Below are 16,497 nucleotides of genomic sequence, written 5' to 3' on the forward strand. Positions count from 1 at the left end.
CGGGCCATGCCCGGCGAGCGCAGCGGCAAGCCGGGTGCGAACCAAGGTTCGCACCCCCTGCACGGCTCAGCCGCGCTGGCTGACCCACTGCGCCAGCAACACGGCCGTGGCGGAAGCGACATTCAGGCTTTCAACTGCGCCACTGCCGGGAATCGACAGCTGCTGGTCACACTGGCTGGCCAGGCCGCGATCCATGCCTTCGCTTTCCGCGCCCATCACGTAGACCAGGCGGGCCGGCAACGACGCGCGGAACACGTCATCGCCACCCTCGACCAGGGTCGCGGCGAGGCCGAAACCGGCCGCGCGCAGCTGCGCCATCGCTTCTGCATCCTCAGGCAACTGCACCAGCGGCACCGACTCTGCGCCGCCCTCGGCCACGCGTGCGGCCGCGCCGGACAGCGCCAGCGTACTGCTGGCCGGCAGCAGCAGCGCCTTGGCGCCGAAATGCGCGGCAGAGCGCAGGATCGCACCGAAGTTGTGCGGATTACCGACGCCATCCAGCCATAGTGCCAGCGCCGGGCCTTCGTCCAGGTCGGCCAGCCACTGCGCCAGCGGCAACACCGGCGCGCGCAGCACGTCGGCCACCAGGCCTTCATGGTGGGTGGTGGCAGCCAGCTTGTTGAGGTCGCCCTCCTCCACCACGCGATAGCCCACGCGGTTGGCCACGCACCACTTCAGCACCGGCTGCATGCGCGGAATCAGCGACTCCACCAGGTACAGCTTGCGCAGCGCCTGCGGACGCTTGGCGAACAGCGCCTGCACCGCGTTCCAGCCATACAGGCGCAGTTCGTCGTTGCCCCGCCCCGGCGGTGGCGGGGTGCCGCCCTCACGCGGTGGCAGCGGGGTGGCCCGCGGCGGTCGCGACGACGGGCGGCGGGCATTCTTCCAGGGATCATTCACTACGGGACAACTCCAGCTTGCGTTGACGCCAGAAATCGGCGTTCTTGATGCCCAGGGCATCGGGGTCGAAGATCGGGTCGAGACCGAGCTTCTTCTGTCGTTCGTAATCGCGCAGGGCCAGCATGGCCGGCTTCTGCACGATGAGGATGGCGATGATGTTCAGCCAGGCCATCAGGCCCACGCCGATATCACCCAGCGCCCAGGCCAGGGTGGCGTTGTGGAAGGCACCGAACACCACCATGCCGATGATGCCCAAACGCAGCAGCAGCACGGTGAGCGGCCGGCGCTTGTTGTGGTTGACGTAGGTCAGGTTGGTTTCGGCCATGTAGTAATAGGCCATGATCGTGGTGAAGGCGAAGAAGAAGATCGCCACCGACACGAAGGCCGAGCCCCAGCCCGGCAGCACCGCTTCCACACCCGCCTGCGCGTAGCCCGCACCTTCGGGAATGCCGGCCAGGCCCTGGAAGATCGGCGCGGCGCCGGCGACCGGTGAATACACGTTGTAGGTGCCGCTGGCCAGGATCAGGAAAGCGGTGGCGGTGCACACCATCATGGTGTCGAAGTAGATGGCGAACGCCTGCACGTAGCCCTGCTTGGCCGGGTGCGAGACCTCCGAGGCCGCCGCAGCGTGCGGACCCGAGCCCTGGCCCGCCTCGTTGGCGTAGATGCCGCGCTTGATGCCCCACTCCACCGCCAGGCCCATCATCGCGCCGAACGCGGCATGGGTGCCGAAAGCGCTCTTGAAGATGATGCCGAACATCTCCGGCACGCGATCGTAGTTGATGATCATGATGACGATGGCCATCAGGATGAAGCCGGCGGCCATGAACGGCACCACCACTTCGGCGAAGTTGGCGATGCGCTTGACGCCACCGAAGATCACCACGCCCAGCAGCAGGGCGACGACGATGCCGATGCCCAGCTTCAGCGCCTGCGCCGATTCCATGCCGAAGGCCTGGCCATCGAGCGGACCGCACAGCGCGGTACCGCGGCAGGCGTTGATGACGCTGTCGGCGATCGCGTTGGCCTGCACGCCGGGCATCAGGAAACCGGCGGCGATGATCGTGGCGATGGCGAAAGCCATGGCATACCACTTCAGGCCCATCGCTTTTTCGATGTAATAGGCCGGGCCACCGCGGTAGCGGCCTTCGGCATCCTTGGTCTTGTAGATCTGCGCCAGGGTGCATTCCACATACGAGGTGGAGGCGCCGAGGAAGCCCATCACCCACATCCAGAAGATCGCGCCGGGGCCGCCGAAGGCGATGGCGGTGGCCACGCCGGCGATGTTGCCGATGCCCATGCGGCCGGCCATCGACATGGCCAGGGCCTGGAACGAGGACACGCCGGCGTCGGACTTCTCACCGGACACGGTGAGGCGGCACATCTCGACGAAACCACGGATCTGCATGAAGCGGGTGCGCAGGCTGAAGAACAGGCCGGCGGCCAGGCACATGAAGATCAGCGCCTTGCTCCAGATGATGCTGTTGATGAAATGTACGGTAGCTTCCACGCGCGCTCTCTCCAGTCGGCGGGTTGTGAGGACGTCCCGTCGGCTGGAAGGGACCGGTCGATTCTCCCTGATCGAAGGTCGCTGCGATAGCGCCGGATGTGGGGGCGTGTTCTCCGCCGGGCATGGCCCGGCGCTACCGGGTATGCCGGCCGCACCACGGGTAGCGCCGGGCCATGCCCGTCGACCGGCAATGACCGTGCCCCCCACGGTAGCGCCGGGCCGTGCCTGGCGGCCTGTTACGGAAGCTGCCTGCGTACCCGGGCGAAGCGGCGCAGGTCATGCAGGACGCCGCGCTTGTAGACGGCGCAGCGCTCCACGCCCTCCTCCTGGAAACCGTTCTTTTCCAGTACCCGGGCCGAGCCCAGGTTGAAGTCGACCACCGTGGCCTGCAGCCTGAACAGGCCAAGCTCATCCATCACCCAGGGCGCGAACAGGCCGACCACAGCGGTCATCAGGCCCTGGCCCCAGTGGGCCTGGCCGAGCCAGTAGCCCAGTTCCGCGGTATGCCCGCGCTCGGCCACGCCCTGCTGGGCGCCAACGCTGCCACAGGCCTGGCCCTCTATCTCGATGGCCAGGTTCAGCGTGCCTGGGGCCAGTACGCGCCCGCCCAGGAAGGCTTCGCCATCCTCGCGGGTGTACGGATACGGGAAGCGGTCACGCAGCCCACGCGAGACGTCCGCGTCGTTGGCGTGATGCAACAGCGACTGCAGGTCATCACTGCGCCAAGGGCGCAGCAGGAAGCCTGCGCCGTGCAGGATCCGCGCCGGCTCAGGCATGACCACCCACCGACGGCGAGTCGGCCTCCTGCTTCTCCAGCTCGCGCTTCACCGCCTCCGGCGAGCGGGTGTACGGGGCCAGCCGCGCGTAGAACGCCGGCACCACGAACAGCGACAGGAAGGTGGACAGGGTGACGCCGAAGATGATCACGATGCCGATGGTGCCACGGCTGGCCGAGCCCGGGCCACCGGCCACCACCAGCGGGATGGCGCCGACCACGGTGGCGATCGAAGTCATCAGGATCGGACGCAGGCGCACCATCGCCGATTCGATGATCGCTTCGCGCACGCTGCGGCCATCGTCGCGCAGCTGGTTGGCGAATTCGACGATCAGGATGCCGTTCTTGGCCGCCAGGCCGACCAGCATGACGATGCCGATCTGGCTGAACAGGTTCACCGTGCCGCCACTCAGCCACAGGCCAACCAGCGCGCCGAGCACGCCCAGCGGCACGGTCAGCATGATCGTCAACGGGTGGATGAAGCTCTCGAACTGCGCGGCCAGCACCAGGTACACCACCAGCAGGGCCATGGCGAAGGTCAGCAGCACCGCGCCGCCCGCACTCTGGTACTCGCGCGATTCGCCCTTCCAGTTCACCTGCGCGTACTGCGGCAGCTCTTCGCCGGTCACCTGCTGGGCCCAGGCGATGGCCTCGCCCAGCGGATAACCCGGTGCCAGGCCGGCACTGATGGTGATCGAGCGCAGGCGGTTGAAGCGGTTCAGGGTTCCGGCCTCGGCCACTTCGCTCAGCGTGACCAGGTTGGACAACGGCACCAGCTCGCCGGAGGTCGCACGCACGCGGATCGCGGCCAGATCGGCGGGGCTGGCGCGGCCATCACGGCCCGCCTGCACCAGCACGTCGTACTCCTCGCCGTTGTCGACGAAGGTGGTGACGCGGCGCGAGCCCATCATCGTTTCCAGCGCCGAACCAATCGCGGTGACAGGCACGCCGAGGTCGGCGGCACGCTGGCGGTCGATGTTCACCCGCATCTGCGGACGGGTTTCCTTGTAGTCCGAGTCCGGGCCGACCAGGCCGGGGTTGTCGGCCATGCGCAGCAGGATGCGGTCGCGCCACTGTGCGATCTCAGCGTACTCCGGGCCGCCCAGCACGATCTGGAACGGCTGCCCGCCACTGCGCACCAGGCCACCACCGACCTGGGTACGTACGCGCACGCCACGGATGGTGTCCAGTTCCTTCTGCAGTTCGTTGGCGACTTCCGGCGTGCCTTCGCTGCGCTGACGCCACGGCTGCAGGAACACGCTGACGCGGCCAGTGTGCATTTCCTCGCTGGCGCCGAAGCCGCCGGGTACGCGCGGGTTGGCGCGCACGATCGGCTTGTCCGCGCCCACGTGCGGTGCCAGCAGCGCTTCGACCTGCTGCACCTGCTGCACGGTGTAGTCGTAGCCGGCGCCTTCCGGGCCGTCGATCATGATCTGGAACGAACCACGGTCTTCGGCCGGGGCCAGTTCCGAAGGCAGCACTTTGATCAGCAGCCAGCTGGCCGCCAACGCAGCGGCCATCACCAGCAGGTAGATCCACGTGCGATCGACATGATGGTCGAGCACACGGCCGTAGGCGCCGGCCAGGCGTTCCAGATTGCGGTTGATGAAGCCGTGCAGCCCGCGCGGTGCCTGCCCGGTATGCGGCTTGAGCAGCTTGGAGGCCATCATCGGCGTCAGCGTCAGCGCGACGAACGCCGACAGCGCGACAGCGGCGGCCAGGGCTACCGCCAGTTCACGGAACAGGCGCCCGGTATTGCCTTCCAGGAAGCCGACCGGCAGGAATACCGCCACCAGCACGGCGGTGGTGGCGATCACCGCGAACGCCACCTGCGCGGTACCCCGCTTGGACGCCACCAGCGGCGGTTCGCCCAGGTCGATGCGGCGCTGCACGTTTTCCACCACCACGATCGCGTCATCCACCACCAGGCCGATGCACAGCACCAGCGCGAGCAGGGTCAGCAGGTTGATCGAGAAATCGAACGCGTACAGCGCGATGAATGCCGCCACCAGGCATACCGGCACGGTGACCGCAGGAATCAACGCCGCGCGGAAGCTGCCGAGGAACAGCCAGATCACCGCCAGCACCAGGATCATCGCCTCCACCAGGGTGGCGTACACGCGGTCGACGGCAGCCTCGATGAAGGTGGTGTTGTCGAAGGCAACGAAGATCTGCGTGCCCTTGGGCAGGGTCAGCGCGACACGTTCGGCCTCGGCGCGCGCGGTGCGCGCCACATCCAGCGAATTGGCAGTGGAGGTCTTGACGATGCCCAGGCCGATGCCGGGTTCGCCGTTGCTGCGGTAGTAGGCGCGACGCTCGGCCGAGGCCAGCTCGATCTTCGCCACATCGCCCATGCGCACCACATAGCCATCACTGCCCTTGCCCAGCGGGATGGTCGCGAAGTCTTCCGGCTTGATGTAGTTGCGCTCCACGCGCAGGGTGAAATCGCGGTCGGTGGATTCGATGCGGCCGGCCGGCAGTTCCACGTTCTCGTTGCGCAGCGCGGTTTCCACATCGCCGGTGGTCAGCCCACGTGCGGCCAGCTGGTCGCGGTCCAGCCAGATGCGCATCGCATAGCGCTGGCGGCCACCGATGCGGACCTGGGCCACGCCATCGAGGCTGGAGAAGCGGTCGACCACGTAGCGGTCGGCGTAGTCGCTCAGTTCCAGCGTATCCATGGTCGAGGAGACCATGTTGAACCAGATGATCGGGTCGGCATCGCTCTCGACCTTGGCGATCTCCGGTGGCCGTGCCTCCTCGGGCATGCGGTCGGCCACGCGGCTGACCGCGTCGCGCACGTCGTTGGCCGCCGCTTCGATATCACGGTTGGAGGTGAATTCGATGCTGACCTGCGAGCGGCCGTTGGTGCTGCGCGCGTTGATCGTATCGATGCCTTCGATGCCCGCCAGCGCGTCTTCCAGCACCTGGGTGATGCGGCTCTCGATGACCGCTGCCGAGGCGCCGGTGTAATCCACCGAGACCGAAACGATCGGCGGATCGATGGCCGGCAGTTCGCGCAGCGTCAACCGGGTGAAGGACATCACGCCCAGCACCAGCAGCAACAGGCTCATCACCACGGCAAACACCGGCCGCTGGATGGAGATGTCGGACAGCTTCATCCGCCGTGACCCTCGGCGGCTGCAGGTGCTTCAACCGTCGCCGGCTGCGCACCGCTGGCGGGCGCGGCGTCGGAGGCTGCCACCTTCAGGCCCGCCCGCAGCTTGCCGGTGCCGTCCACCACGATGCGCTGGCCTGCCTGCAGGCCCTGCTTGATCTCGACCACGCCGGCGCGGCGTGCACCGGTGACCACGTCCACGCGTTCGACGGTGTCATCGGCCTTGATGCGGTACATGAAGCTGTCGCGACCGACCTGCACCACCGCGATTTCCGGCACCACCAGGGCCGGTCGATCAGGATGGAACAGGCGCACGTCGAGCAGCATGCCCGGCCGCAGCGCATGGTCGCCATTGGCGAAGTCGGCACGCACGGTCACCGCACGGGTGGCCGGGTCGATGCGTGCATCGATGGTGCTGACCTCGCCCTCGAAGGTGCGGCCCGGCCAGGCCACGCTGGTGGCCTGCACCTTGTCGCCGGTGGTCAGCGACGCCAGTTCCACTTCCGGCACCTGGAAATCGACGTGCATGCGCTCGACGTCGTCGAGGGTGGCGATCACCGTGGTCGGCGTCAGCAGCGTGCCCGGGCTGATCTGGCGGATGCCGAGGACGCCGGCGAACGGCGCGCGCACGCGACGGTCGCCGATGTCCGACTGCATCTGTGCCACCCGCGCTTCGGCGGCGTCGCGGATCGACTTCTGCGTGTCCAGGGTCGCACTGGATACCAACCGCTGTGCCGCCAGTTCGCGCTGGCGCTTGTACAGCTGGTCGGCTTCGCGGAAGGTTGCCTGCGCCTGCACCAATGCGGCCTCCTGGGCCTGCCCGCGCAGTGTCACGAGGGGCGCACCGGCGGCGACCTGCTGGCCACTTTCAAAGTGCACGCGCTCGACGATCTCGCTCACCTTGGCGGTCACGCTGATCGACTCGCGCGCCTTGGCCGTACCCAGCGCCTGCAGCGTGTCGTTCCACTGCACCGCCTGCACGACCTGCGCGGTGACCGGCACGGCTTCGCCCTGCCGACGCGCGGCGGCCTCCTGTTTGCCTGCGCACCCGGCCAGCACGGCCAGGCTGAGGCCAAGGGCCAGGGTCGAAGCGATACGAGCCAACATGAAGCGTCCTGAGTGGTACACGGCCGCCGAGTGTAGGCAAGGCCCCGCAAAAGCGGTATGTGCCAAGCGTTTACCGGCGTGGAACCGGGGCTGCGATAGCGCCGTGTGCCCATTCCATGCAGGGGGCACCGACGCAGTGTCGGCGTATGTCGGGATGTATCAGGCCATCCCGCCAGGGGCGATGCCGTCGTACAGTCGAGGGGCCTGGCCGAGGGCGCCGGGCGGGGTCGGAACCTGGCGGGGATCCGACCCCGTTTTCTTTGGACGCAGGCCTTCTGTGCGCGGCGCACCGGTAGCGCCGGGCCATGCCCGGCGGATCAATACCGGTAGTTCACCTTCATCCACAGGCTGCGGCCGGGCTCGTTGATGCGCACCGGGTCAGCGGGGAAGCCGAAGTCGGCGCTGCCGGCCAGGTTCAGATGCTCGCTGTAGGCACGGTCGAACAGGTTGTCGACACCGGCGCTGAGCTGCAGCTGCGAACTGAAACGATAGGCCGCGTTGAGCGCCAGCGTGGCAAAGCCGCTGCTCGGCCCGAGGTCCTGCGCGACCACGTTGCCCTGCCCGTCCGCGACCCGATGCTGATGGGTGACCGCGCGCACCAGCGCACCGGCACTCCAGCGCTGGCCTTCCCAGTCAGCGCTCAAGCGTGCTTCCAGCGGCGGCATCTGCGGCAACGGGCGATGCTGATCGCGGTTTTCGCCCCAGGCATAGGCCAGGGTGCCCCCCAGCTTCCATTGCTCGTCCAGCCGCAGCTGCAGGCCGGCCTCGGCACCGGCGATGCGCGCCTGCACATTGTCAGCCTGGCTCATGCCCATCATGCCGCTGCCGCGATAGGTGAACAGGATGTAGTCCTGGATCTGACCCGCATAGGCCGAGACCCAGGCCTGCACGCGCGGGCCCTTGTATTGCAGGCCGACGTCGAGCTGGGTGGTGCGCTCGGGCTGGATGCCAGCGAACGCGTTCACCGCACCTGCCGGCCCCTGATCGGGCGAGAACAGTTCCCAGTAGTCGGGCATGCGCTGGCTGTGGCCCAGCCCGGCATACCAGGTCAGGCCGTAGGCAAGGTCCTGTTCGTAGCGCAGGAAACCACTGCCCAGCCATTCCCTGCGGCGCTGGCCGGCGGTGGGATTGGGCATGGCCATCATCATGCCGCCGATGTCGGCACGCTCATCGCGCACGCTGGCACGATCGATGCGCAGCCCGCCGATCCAACGCTGCCCGGTGTCCACGCCAAGGGTCAGTTCGGTGAATGCACCGTAGCGGCGGAAATCGGCGTCGGTGTTCCAGTCCGCCTGCTTGTAGGTATCGCGCCCCATGCCCATGCGGCCGCGATGCCGGCTGTCTTCGCCGTCGACGCCGGCCACCAGCTGCACGTCCTGCCAGCGCCATTCGGCGCTGATGCGCCCGCCCTGCGTGCGGCGATCCACGTTCGACGCCATCGGCATCGGCATCATGCTTTGTGGGTTCGGCGTACGCAGCGTGTAGTTGTCCATCACGTGGTCGGCTTCGTTGTAGTACACGTTCGCCTGCAGCGTGTCCCACGCCCCGGGCAGATTGCGCTTCTCGAAGCGTGCGGCGTAACTGGTGCGTTCGAACGCGGCACCATCCATGCCGCGCCCCGCGTAGCGCGCGATCGCATCGCCGGCACCGGCGGAGACCTCCAACAGGGTATCGGCGTCAGGCGTCCAACCCACCGCTACGTCGCCATTCCACTTGCGCCATTTCGACGGAACCACATCGCCGTTGCCGTCCTTGTAGTCATCGGCTTCGGAGCGATTGCCGCTGGCACGCACGTAGCCCGTTGGATTGCCCAGGGTCAGGTCCAGCACCTGGTCGTTGCGGTTGCGTGAGCCGACCAGCGCACTGGCATCGGCACGCAGCCCGGGCGCATCGAAACGCGGGGTATCACGCTCGAAACGCACGGTGCCCGCAGAGGCACCCGCGCCCCAGCGCACGCTCTGCGGGCCCTTGATGATGGTCAGCCGGACAAAGCTCTCCGGCGATATGTAGGACAGCGGGTTGTCCATGCGCGAGGGACACGCGCCAATCAGATTGCCATCGTTGCTGAGGATGTTCAGGCGCGAACCGAACATGCCACGCAGCACCGGGTCGCCGTTGGTGCCGCCGTTGCGGATGGCGGAGAAGCCGGGAACGGTCTTCAGGTAATCGGCGCCATCGCTGGCCGGTACCGGCTGCCGCGGCAGGCGCGGATCGGTCACCCAATGCAGCGGCGAGGACGGCGCGGCGGCGGTGACCACCAGCGTATCCAGCGTCCGCGCTTCTTCAGCGGGCGCGGCATGGGCGAAGGGGGCGGCCAGGGCAGCGCCAAGCGCAAACGGCAGGCGCGCACGGGCACCCGCAGCGGGGAAAGTCATTTTCATGGAAACAGCTCCAAGGTACGCACGCGCGCACGACGCCCTTGCAGGCCTCATGCGGCGGATTCGATAGGGAAATCAGCGGACGGTGGAGATCAGCGGCGGGCCACGCGCGGCATGTGCCGGCCAATGCAGCAGCGGCAGTCGCGGCTGCGACCATGGGAACATCGGCTTCGGCCGCCACAGCAAGGGCAGCAGAAGCACCAGCACGGCCAGCCACGGCAGCAGGCGCATGGCCAGCACGCAGTACTCGCAGGCCTCCCCGTGCATGGCGTGCGGATCGGCCGGCCGGCTGGGTGCGGCCGGCACGGCACCGCGCTGATCGTGCCCGGCCATGGCCATCTCGTGCATGTCATGGCCCATGGCCGCGTGGTCCATGCCCACCATCGCCGCATGGTCCATCGGCTGCTGCAGCGCACGGCTGACCAGCGGCGCAAGCACCATCAACAGCGTCGCGATGAAGGCGAGCTGGAGCAGGGTTCGACGCAGGCAGCCGGTACGGATCACCGCGCTAGTGTAGAGGTGCCTCCAGAAGGCACCGTGCGACGAACCGTCGCAGGAGGGGGTTTATCGGCAGGGCTGCGCCCTGCACCCGCTACTAGCTGGAGCAACAGCAACAGCAACAGCAGAAGCGGGCTTTCTGGAGGATGATGGAGTGAGTCCGGTTGCGGGGGACGCCGTGAATCCGTCCATGGAGGCTTGGCCGCGGCATCCATGCCGCGGACACCCCCGCAACCGGACCCACCCCGCCTTCGACAGATTTCCGCGATCTGTTGGAATGGCTCTTGGGCTCAGATTGATTTCGATATCTGAAAGAGATTCATCCACGCATGGCGTGGATCTACCGTGTCGACCAAGGTCGACACCTACCAACAGCCGCCGGAATCTGTCAGAGGCGGGGCGGTGTGGGTAGGCAGGACCGTTGGCGCCATGGATGGCGCCATCGAGCCCCCATGGATGGGTTTACGGCGTGTCCTGCCTACCCACACCGCCCCGCCATCCCACGGAATGCCCACTGTTGCCGTTGCTGTTGCTGTTGCCGTTGCTGTTGCCGTTGCCGTTGCTGTTGCCGTTGCCGTTGCTGTTGCCGTTGTTGTTGCTTGAATGTCGTAGCAGGTGCAGGGCGCAGCCCTGCTCGACCACCCCTCAGACCGTGATCGTCTGCGTCAGCGACTCCCAGGTCGGCGGCACCGGCCAGGACGCGGCCTGGTTGCCATCCAGCACCCGCCGCAGGTCGCGCGGATCGATCTGCGGGGCCAGCACATGCACCAGCTCCAGCGCGTAGTCGCGCAGCACCCGGTCGCGCGGCAGCACCGCCCAGGCGACGCACTCGGTGATCGGCGCCGGCGCTGGCCATACCCGCAGATCCTCGTCGTTGGCGCTGATCGCCATCTCGGCCAGCAGACCTACCCCCAGACCCGTACGCACATAAGTCTTGATCAGGTCCGCATCCAGCGCCGTCAGCGCCAGATCGGGTACCAGGCTCTGCGCGGCAAAGGCGCGCTGCAACGAGGAGTTGGGCCGGGTCGAGGATTCGTAGCTGATCAACGGCTGGCGTGACAATGCCGCCAGGTCCGGTGCGCGCCCGGCGCGGTCCAGCGGATGGCCCTTGGGCACCACCACCAGCCGCCGCCAGCGGAACAGCGGCACGGCGATGCCATCGCTGGGTTCACTGCCGGCGGTACTGATGATCGCGATATCGGCATCGCCCTGGTTCAGCCGGTCCAGCGCATCGGCCTCACCGGCCTGCTGCAGGTGCACGCTGACCTGGGGATAGGCCTGCTTGATGCGCGCCACCGCCGGCGGCAGCACGAAACGCGCCTGGGTGTGGGTGGTGGTCAGGATCAGCTGGCCCTGGCTCTCGCGACGCTGGTTGGCCGCGTAGGTGCGGATGTTGTTGGCCTCGGACAGCACCGCGCGGGCGCGGCTGATCACTTCGGTGCCAGCCGGGGTGACCGACTCCAGGCTGCGCCCCTTGCGTACGAACAGCAGGAAGCCCAGTTCGTCCTCCAGCTGCTTGAGCTGCTTGGACAGCCCAGGCTGGGTGGCATGCACGCGCGAGGCGGCGAGCGTGATGTTCAGCTCGGCGTCGGCGATGGCAACCAGGTAGCGCAGCTGGGTCAGCGTCATGGCAGGCGGGCGATGTGGGGGCGGAGGTCCACTCTAGGGTCAATTGCCGTCACCAGCTTATAACCAAAGGTTGTTTAAGAAAGGTATCTGGTCATTTCCGGGCGTCATATGCCGGCGCTACGGTCAGCCGGCAGCCGCTGGCCTGAACAGCCAGCCCACTTCCTTTCCGCCCGCCGAGCCCGGCGCGGCCTGTTCCTGGAGCGCTCCCATGGCCCTGTACGACTCCATCCTCGACACCATCGGCAACACCCCCATCGTCAAGCTGCAACGACTGGCGCCGCAGGGCGTGACCCTGTACGCCAAGGTCGAGTCCTTCAATCCGGGCGGCTCGGTGAAGGATCGCCTGGCGCTGGCGATCATCCTCGATGCCGAACAGCGTGGCCTGCTCAAGCCGGGCGACACCATCGTCGAAGCCACCTCGGGCAACACCGGCGTCGCCCTGGCGATGGTGGCGGCCGCACGCGGCTACAAGTTCGTGGCGACCATGGTCGAGACCTTCTCGGTGGAACGCCGCAAGCTGATGCGGGCCTACGGCGCGAAGGTCATCCTGACCCCGGCCGCCGAGCGCGGCAGCGGCATGGTGCGCAGGGCGCGCGAGCTGGCCGAGGAACACGGTTGGTTCCTGGCCAGCCAGTTCGCCAACCCGGCCAACCCGGCCTACCACCGCAACACCACCGCCGCGGAGATCCTGCGTGATTTCGCCGGCAAGCGGCTGGACTACTTCGTGAGTGGCTGGGGAACCGGCGGCACCTTGACCGGCGTCGGCGAAGTACTGAAGGTCGCCCGCCCGGACACCCGCATCATCGCCACCGAGCCGGCCGGCGCCGCCTTGTTGAAGGGCGATGACTGGAAGCCGCACAAGATCCAGGGCTGGACCCCGGACTTCGTGCCCGATGTGCTCAACCGCAATGTGGTGGACGAGCTGGTGACGGTGGAAGATGACCGCGCGATCGCCACCGCCCGCCGGCTGGCGGCGGAGGAAGGCATCTTCGTCGGCATCTCCGCCGGTGCCACGGTTGCCAGCGCACTGGACGTGGCAGATCGCGCCGAACCGGGCGCGGTGATCCTGGCGATGTTGCCGGACACCGGTGAACGCTATTTCTCCACGCCGCTGTTCGCCGACGTCAATGAAGGTTCGGACGACGACTGGTTGGCCGGTCTGCCCTGATCGCTGCGTTGTCGATGACAGCAGGATGACGCCCACCCTCGCGGTGGGCGTTTGCTATTTGGGTGATCCTGTCTGGGTATTGCCGACGGAAGCGGACAGCTTTCCCCAGAAATCATAAGAGATTCACCCCGAAAACTTTCGTTTCGCCCGCGTGCGGCGCTCGCTTCAGCCTGCGTGAAGGCGATGCCGGCCATCGTGCATGAACCGGGCGGATCGCAGTGCGTGAGACGGTCATGACGCAGCATCGATGCCCTGTCCCGCAAGATGCGGGTACAGCCAGCATGGGCACGGCGCGCAACAACTACAGGCAGGAGACGGACGCATGAAGATCGAAGTGTGGCAGGGCGACATCACGGCCCTGGCGGTGGATGCGATCGTCAACGCGGCCAATGAATCACTGCTCGGTGGCGGCGGTGTCGACGGCGCCATCCATCGTGCGGCCGGCCCTGGCCTGTTGGCCGAGTGCGAGCGTCTGCCGGAGCTGCGCCCCGGTGTGCGCTGCCCGACCGGTGAGGTGCGCGCAACCGATGCCTATGCGCTTCCGGCACGGCACATACTGCATACGGTCGGCCCGGTCTGGCACGACGGCCAGCGCGACGAACCGGCATTGCTGGCGAACTGCTACTGGAAGTCGCTGCAGCTGGCCGAATCACTGAACCTGCAGTCGATCGCGTTCCCGGCCATCAGCTGCGGTGTGTATGGCTATCCGCTGTATCAGGCCGCACAGATCGCGGTCACCGAAACACTCGCCTGGCAGCGCAGCCACGCCCAGCCGATGCGGATCGTGCTGGTGGCGTTCAACACAGCGACTGCCAAGGCCTACCAGCAGGCCCTGTCGGCCGCAGGCCAGGTCGCCGACAGCGGGCGCGGTTCGCTGCTGTCGCCCTTGGGCGATACCGGCTTCGTGCCGGCGCATTGAAACAACGCCGGACGTGGGAAAAAAAAGGCCGGGCATTGCCCGGCCTTTTCGTTTGCATCCGTTGCAGCGGCGTCAGTCCGTCGCTTCAACGGCGGCATCGGCGGTCGCCGCAGCAGCCGCGGCCGAAGCGGCGCCGTCGATCTGCACGCGTACTTCCACCATGCCCGCTTCATCGCTGAGGCTGGACACGTCCACGGTGTAGTGGCCGGCCGGCAGCGATTCTTCCACGCGTGCGTTGGTGCCGTTGCCACCATCGTCATTGACCAGCTCCACGTCGCCGCCGACCACGCGCAGTACCGTATCCACCTGGCTGGAAATGGCGTCCAGGCGCACATCGGCCGCACGCGGCAGGCTCAGCAGGAAGCGGCGGCGGCCTTCGCCATCGAGCATGGCGAAGACACTGCCGTTGTTCGGCAGGGAGGTGCCATCACGCATGACCATGTTGGCCGGCAGCTCGGTGCGCTTGGCCGTCAGTTTGAAAGCGCCGGTACTGTCTTCATCCAGGCTGCGCACGCGCAGGGTGTACTTGCCCGGTTCCAGCGGCATGCCAATGCGCGAATTGGTGTCATCACCGCCATCGTCGTTCTCCGACTGGACGCCGTTGCCATCCAGCTTCAGCACGGTATCGAACGCCTTCGATTCCAGGCGGATTTCGTACATGCCCGCCTTGTCCACCTGCAGGGTGTAATCCTGCGACTTGGAGACCAGCAGGTCGGCGATCTCACCTTCGGCCACCATCGGCTTGCCGTCATACGGCACCAGTTTCTCGGCGCGCAGGCGGTACGGACCGAAGGCGGAGGGGCCGTCGGCATTGATGGCCACCTGGTAGCTGCCAGTGCCGTTGGCGCGGAACGCCAGCGAGACGTCGTTGCCGCGCTCGTAGCCCGAGTTGCTGCTGGCCACCAGCACGCCATTGTTGAACACGGCGATCGAGCCGCGCAGCGCACCGGTCAACGTGATGCCGGCCAGTTGCTTGTCTTCCAGCTTCAGCTGGTACAGCTGATGGTGGCTGCCATCATTGAAATTGACGCCGCTGCGCGAGGTGATTTCGCCGGAGACCGGCTTGTCGAACTCCAGCGAGGGGGCCTTGCCCACGTCCGTGCTGCCGCCCATCCGGTTGCAGCCGCCGACAGCCAGCACCGTGGCAACGGCCAGCGTGATTGCGGTGATACGCATGTTTTTTCTCCTTGGCCTTCCATGTATGCCCCACGCACTGGCCTGGCGTGCGGGAGGCGGCAACGATACCGGCAAAAGCAAACGCCGGCGTGATGCCGGCGCTGCCTTGTTCAGTTCATGCTGCGCAACGGCGGATCAGCCGTTCCACTTGCCCAGCGCGGCCTGGCCGTTTTCCTTGGCGCGCTCGTAGACGGTCTTCTGTGCTGCGGCGTAGTTGCCCTTCATGTCCTTGGCCCACAGCTTCAGTGCCGCCTGCTGCATGGCACGGCCATAAGAGAAGCTCAGCGGCCACGGCAGGTTGCCCATCTGGTTCATGGCGTTGAGGTGGGCGGTGGACTGCTCGTCGCTCTGGCCACCGGACAGGAACACCACGCCCGGCAGGATCGCCGGCACGGTGCTCTTCAGGCACATCACGGTCGACTCGGCCACTTCCTCGACATCGGCCTGCTCGTCGCAGCCCTTGCCGGAGATGACCATCGAAGCCTTCAGGATGGTGCCTTCCAGCAGCACGTTCTGCTGGTACAGCGCGTCGAACAGCGAACGCAGGGTGGCTTCGGTGACTTCGTAGCAGGTCTCGATGTCGTGCTCGCCGTCCATGATCACTTCCGGCTCGACCATCGGCACCAGGCCGCATTCCTGGCACAGCGCGGCGTAGCGGGCCAGCGCATGCGCGTTGGACTCGATGCAGGTGCCCGACGGAATGCTCTCGCCGATGTTGATGACCGCACGCCACTTGGCGAAGCGCGCGCCCAGCTTGTAGTACTCCTGCAGGCGCTCACGCAGGCCGTCCAGGCCCTCGGTGACCAGCTCGCCCGGGCAGCCGGCCAGCGGGTGCGCACCCTTGTCCACCTTGATGCCCGGGATCATGCCGTGGTCGGACATGTACTTGGCGAACGGCACGCCGTCCTTGGTCGACTGGCGGATGGTCTCGTCGTACAGGATGGCGCCGGAAATGTGCTCGTTGAGCTTCGGCGTGGTCAGCAGCAGTTCGCGGTAGGCGCGACGGTTCTCTTCGGTGTTCTCGATGCCGACGCTGGCAAAGCGCTTGGCGATGGTACCGGTGGATTCGTCGATCGCGATGATGCCCTTGCCCGGGGCAACCATGGCCTGGGCGGTTTCAGCCAGCTGTTCGATGCTCATGTACTTCCTGTGGCGGGTGCGGGAAAAACGTAAGTATAGCCCCGCTATCCGTTGCCCCGACGTGGAGGCTCGGATGGAACCGGTTCCACTGTCTGTACGGGACAGGAAATGTCCTGCCGGATCGGGTCAGAGCCCCTTTCGGGGATCTGACCCCGGGTCGGATCCGCGCCCGCGGCTCCGCC

12 protein-coding genes are annotated in these 16,497 nt (G+C 67.0%); 2 read left to right on the forward strand and 10 right to left on the reverse strand.

The window, feature by feature from the left end:
• Positions 1–66 precede the first annotated feature (66 nt).
• The 8 genes from CR918_RS14765 to CR918_RS14805 form a co-directional block, all read right to left on the reverse strand.
• Positions 67–900: a TrmH family RNA methyltransferase gene (locus CR918_RS14765; protein WP_099785218.1), complete on the reverse strand. Its 834-nt coding sequence runs from the start codon at positions 898–900 to the stop codon at positions 67–69.
• Positions 893–2,410, reverse strand: coding sequence for an alanine/glycine:cation symporter family protein (locus CR918_RS14770; protein WP_025874267.1), 1,518 nt, complete (start codon positions 2,408–2,410; stop codon positions 893–895). The genes CR918_RS14765 and CR918_RS14770 overlap by 8 nt, the downstream gene beginning before the upstream one ends.
• Before the next feature lie 236 nt (positions 2,411–2,646).
• Entirely contained in the window at positions 2,647–3,186 is a 540-nt protein-coding gene (locus tag CR918_RS14775) for a GNAT family N-acetyltransferase (protein ID WP_025874266.1), read from the reverse strand.
• Positions 3,179–6,304, reverse strand: a complete 3,126-nt coding sequence (locus CR918_RS14780; protein WP_025874265.1) for an efflux RND transporter permease subunit — start codon at positions 6,302–6,304, stop codon at positions 3,179–3,181. Before CR918_RS14780 ends, CR918_RS14775 begins: the two co-directional genes overlap by 8 nt.
• Positions 6,301–7,407: an efflux RND transporter periplasmic adaptor subunit gene (locus CR918_RS14785; RefSeq protein WP_025874264.1), complete on the reverse strand. Its 1,107-nt coding sequence runs from the start codon at positions 7,405–7,407 to the stop codon at positions 6,301–6,303. The genes CR918_RS14780 and CR918_RS14785 overlap by 4 nt, the downstream gene beginning before the upstream one ends.
• Before the next feature lie 317 nt (positions 7,408–7,724).
• Positions 7,725–9,788: a TonB-dependent copper receptor gene (locus CR918_RS14790; protein WP_099843477.1), complete on the reverse strand. Its 2,064-nt coding sequence runs from the start codon at positions 9,786–9,788 to the stop codon at positions 7,725–7,727.
• A gap of 72 nt (positions 9,789–9,860) precedes the next feature.
• Positions 9,861–10,286, reverse strand: a complete 426-nt coding sequence (locus CR918_RS14795) for a DUF2946 family protein (protein ID WP_265350036.1) — start codon at positions 10,284–10,286, stop codon at positions 9,861–9,863.
• 642 nt (positions 10,287–10,928) lie between these two features.
• Positions 10,929–11,912, reverse strand: coding sequence for a LysR family transcriptional regulator (locus CR918_RS14805; RefSeq protein WP_025874261.1), 984 nt, complete (start codon positions 11,910–11,912; stop codon positions 10,929–10,931).
• A gap of 208 nt (positions 11,913–12,120) precedes the next feature.
• Here CR918_RS14805 and cysK point away from each other — a divergent pair, with 208 nt between their 5' ends.
• Positions 12,121–13,080: a cysteine synthase A gene (cysK, locus tag CR918_RS14810; protein ID WP_032975199.1), complete on the forward strand. Its 960-nt coding sequence runs from the start codon at positions 12,121–12,123 to the stop codon at positions 13,078–13,080.
• Positions 13,081–13,402: 322 nt separating this feature from the next.
• Positions 13,403–13,999 (forward strand): O-acetyl-ADP-ribose deacetylase, encoded by a 597-nt coding sequence (locus tag CR918_RS14815; RefSeq protein ID WP_099843479.1) that lies wholly within the window; start codon positions 13,403–13,405, stop codon positions 13,997–13,999.
• A 72-nt stretch (positions 14,000–14,071) separates the two neighbouring features.
• Here the strand turns inward: CR918_RS14815 and CR918_RS14820 are convergent, their stop codons facing one another.
• Complete coding sequence (locus CR918_RS14820; RefSeq protein ID WP_099785226.1) at positions 14,072–15,175, reverse strand: ABC transporter substrate-binding protein; 1,104 nt, start codon at positions 15,173–15,175, stop codon at positions 14,072–14,074.
• Between the two features lie 135 nt (positions 15,176–15,310).
• Entirely contained in the window at positions 15,311–16,315 is a 1,005-nt protein-coding gene (locus CR918_RS14825) for a class I fructose-bisphosphate aldolase (protein WP_025874258.1), read from the reverse strand.
• Positions 16,316–16,497 lie beyond the last annotated feature (182 nt).

Source organism: Stenotrophomonas indicatrix, assembly GCF_002750975.1.
GTDB lineage: Bacteria > Pseudomonadota > Gammaproteobacteria > Xanthomonadales > Xanthomonadaceae > Stenotrophomonas > Stenotrophomonas indicatrix.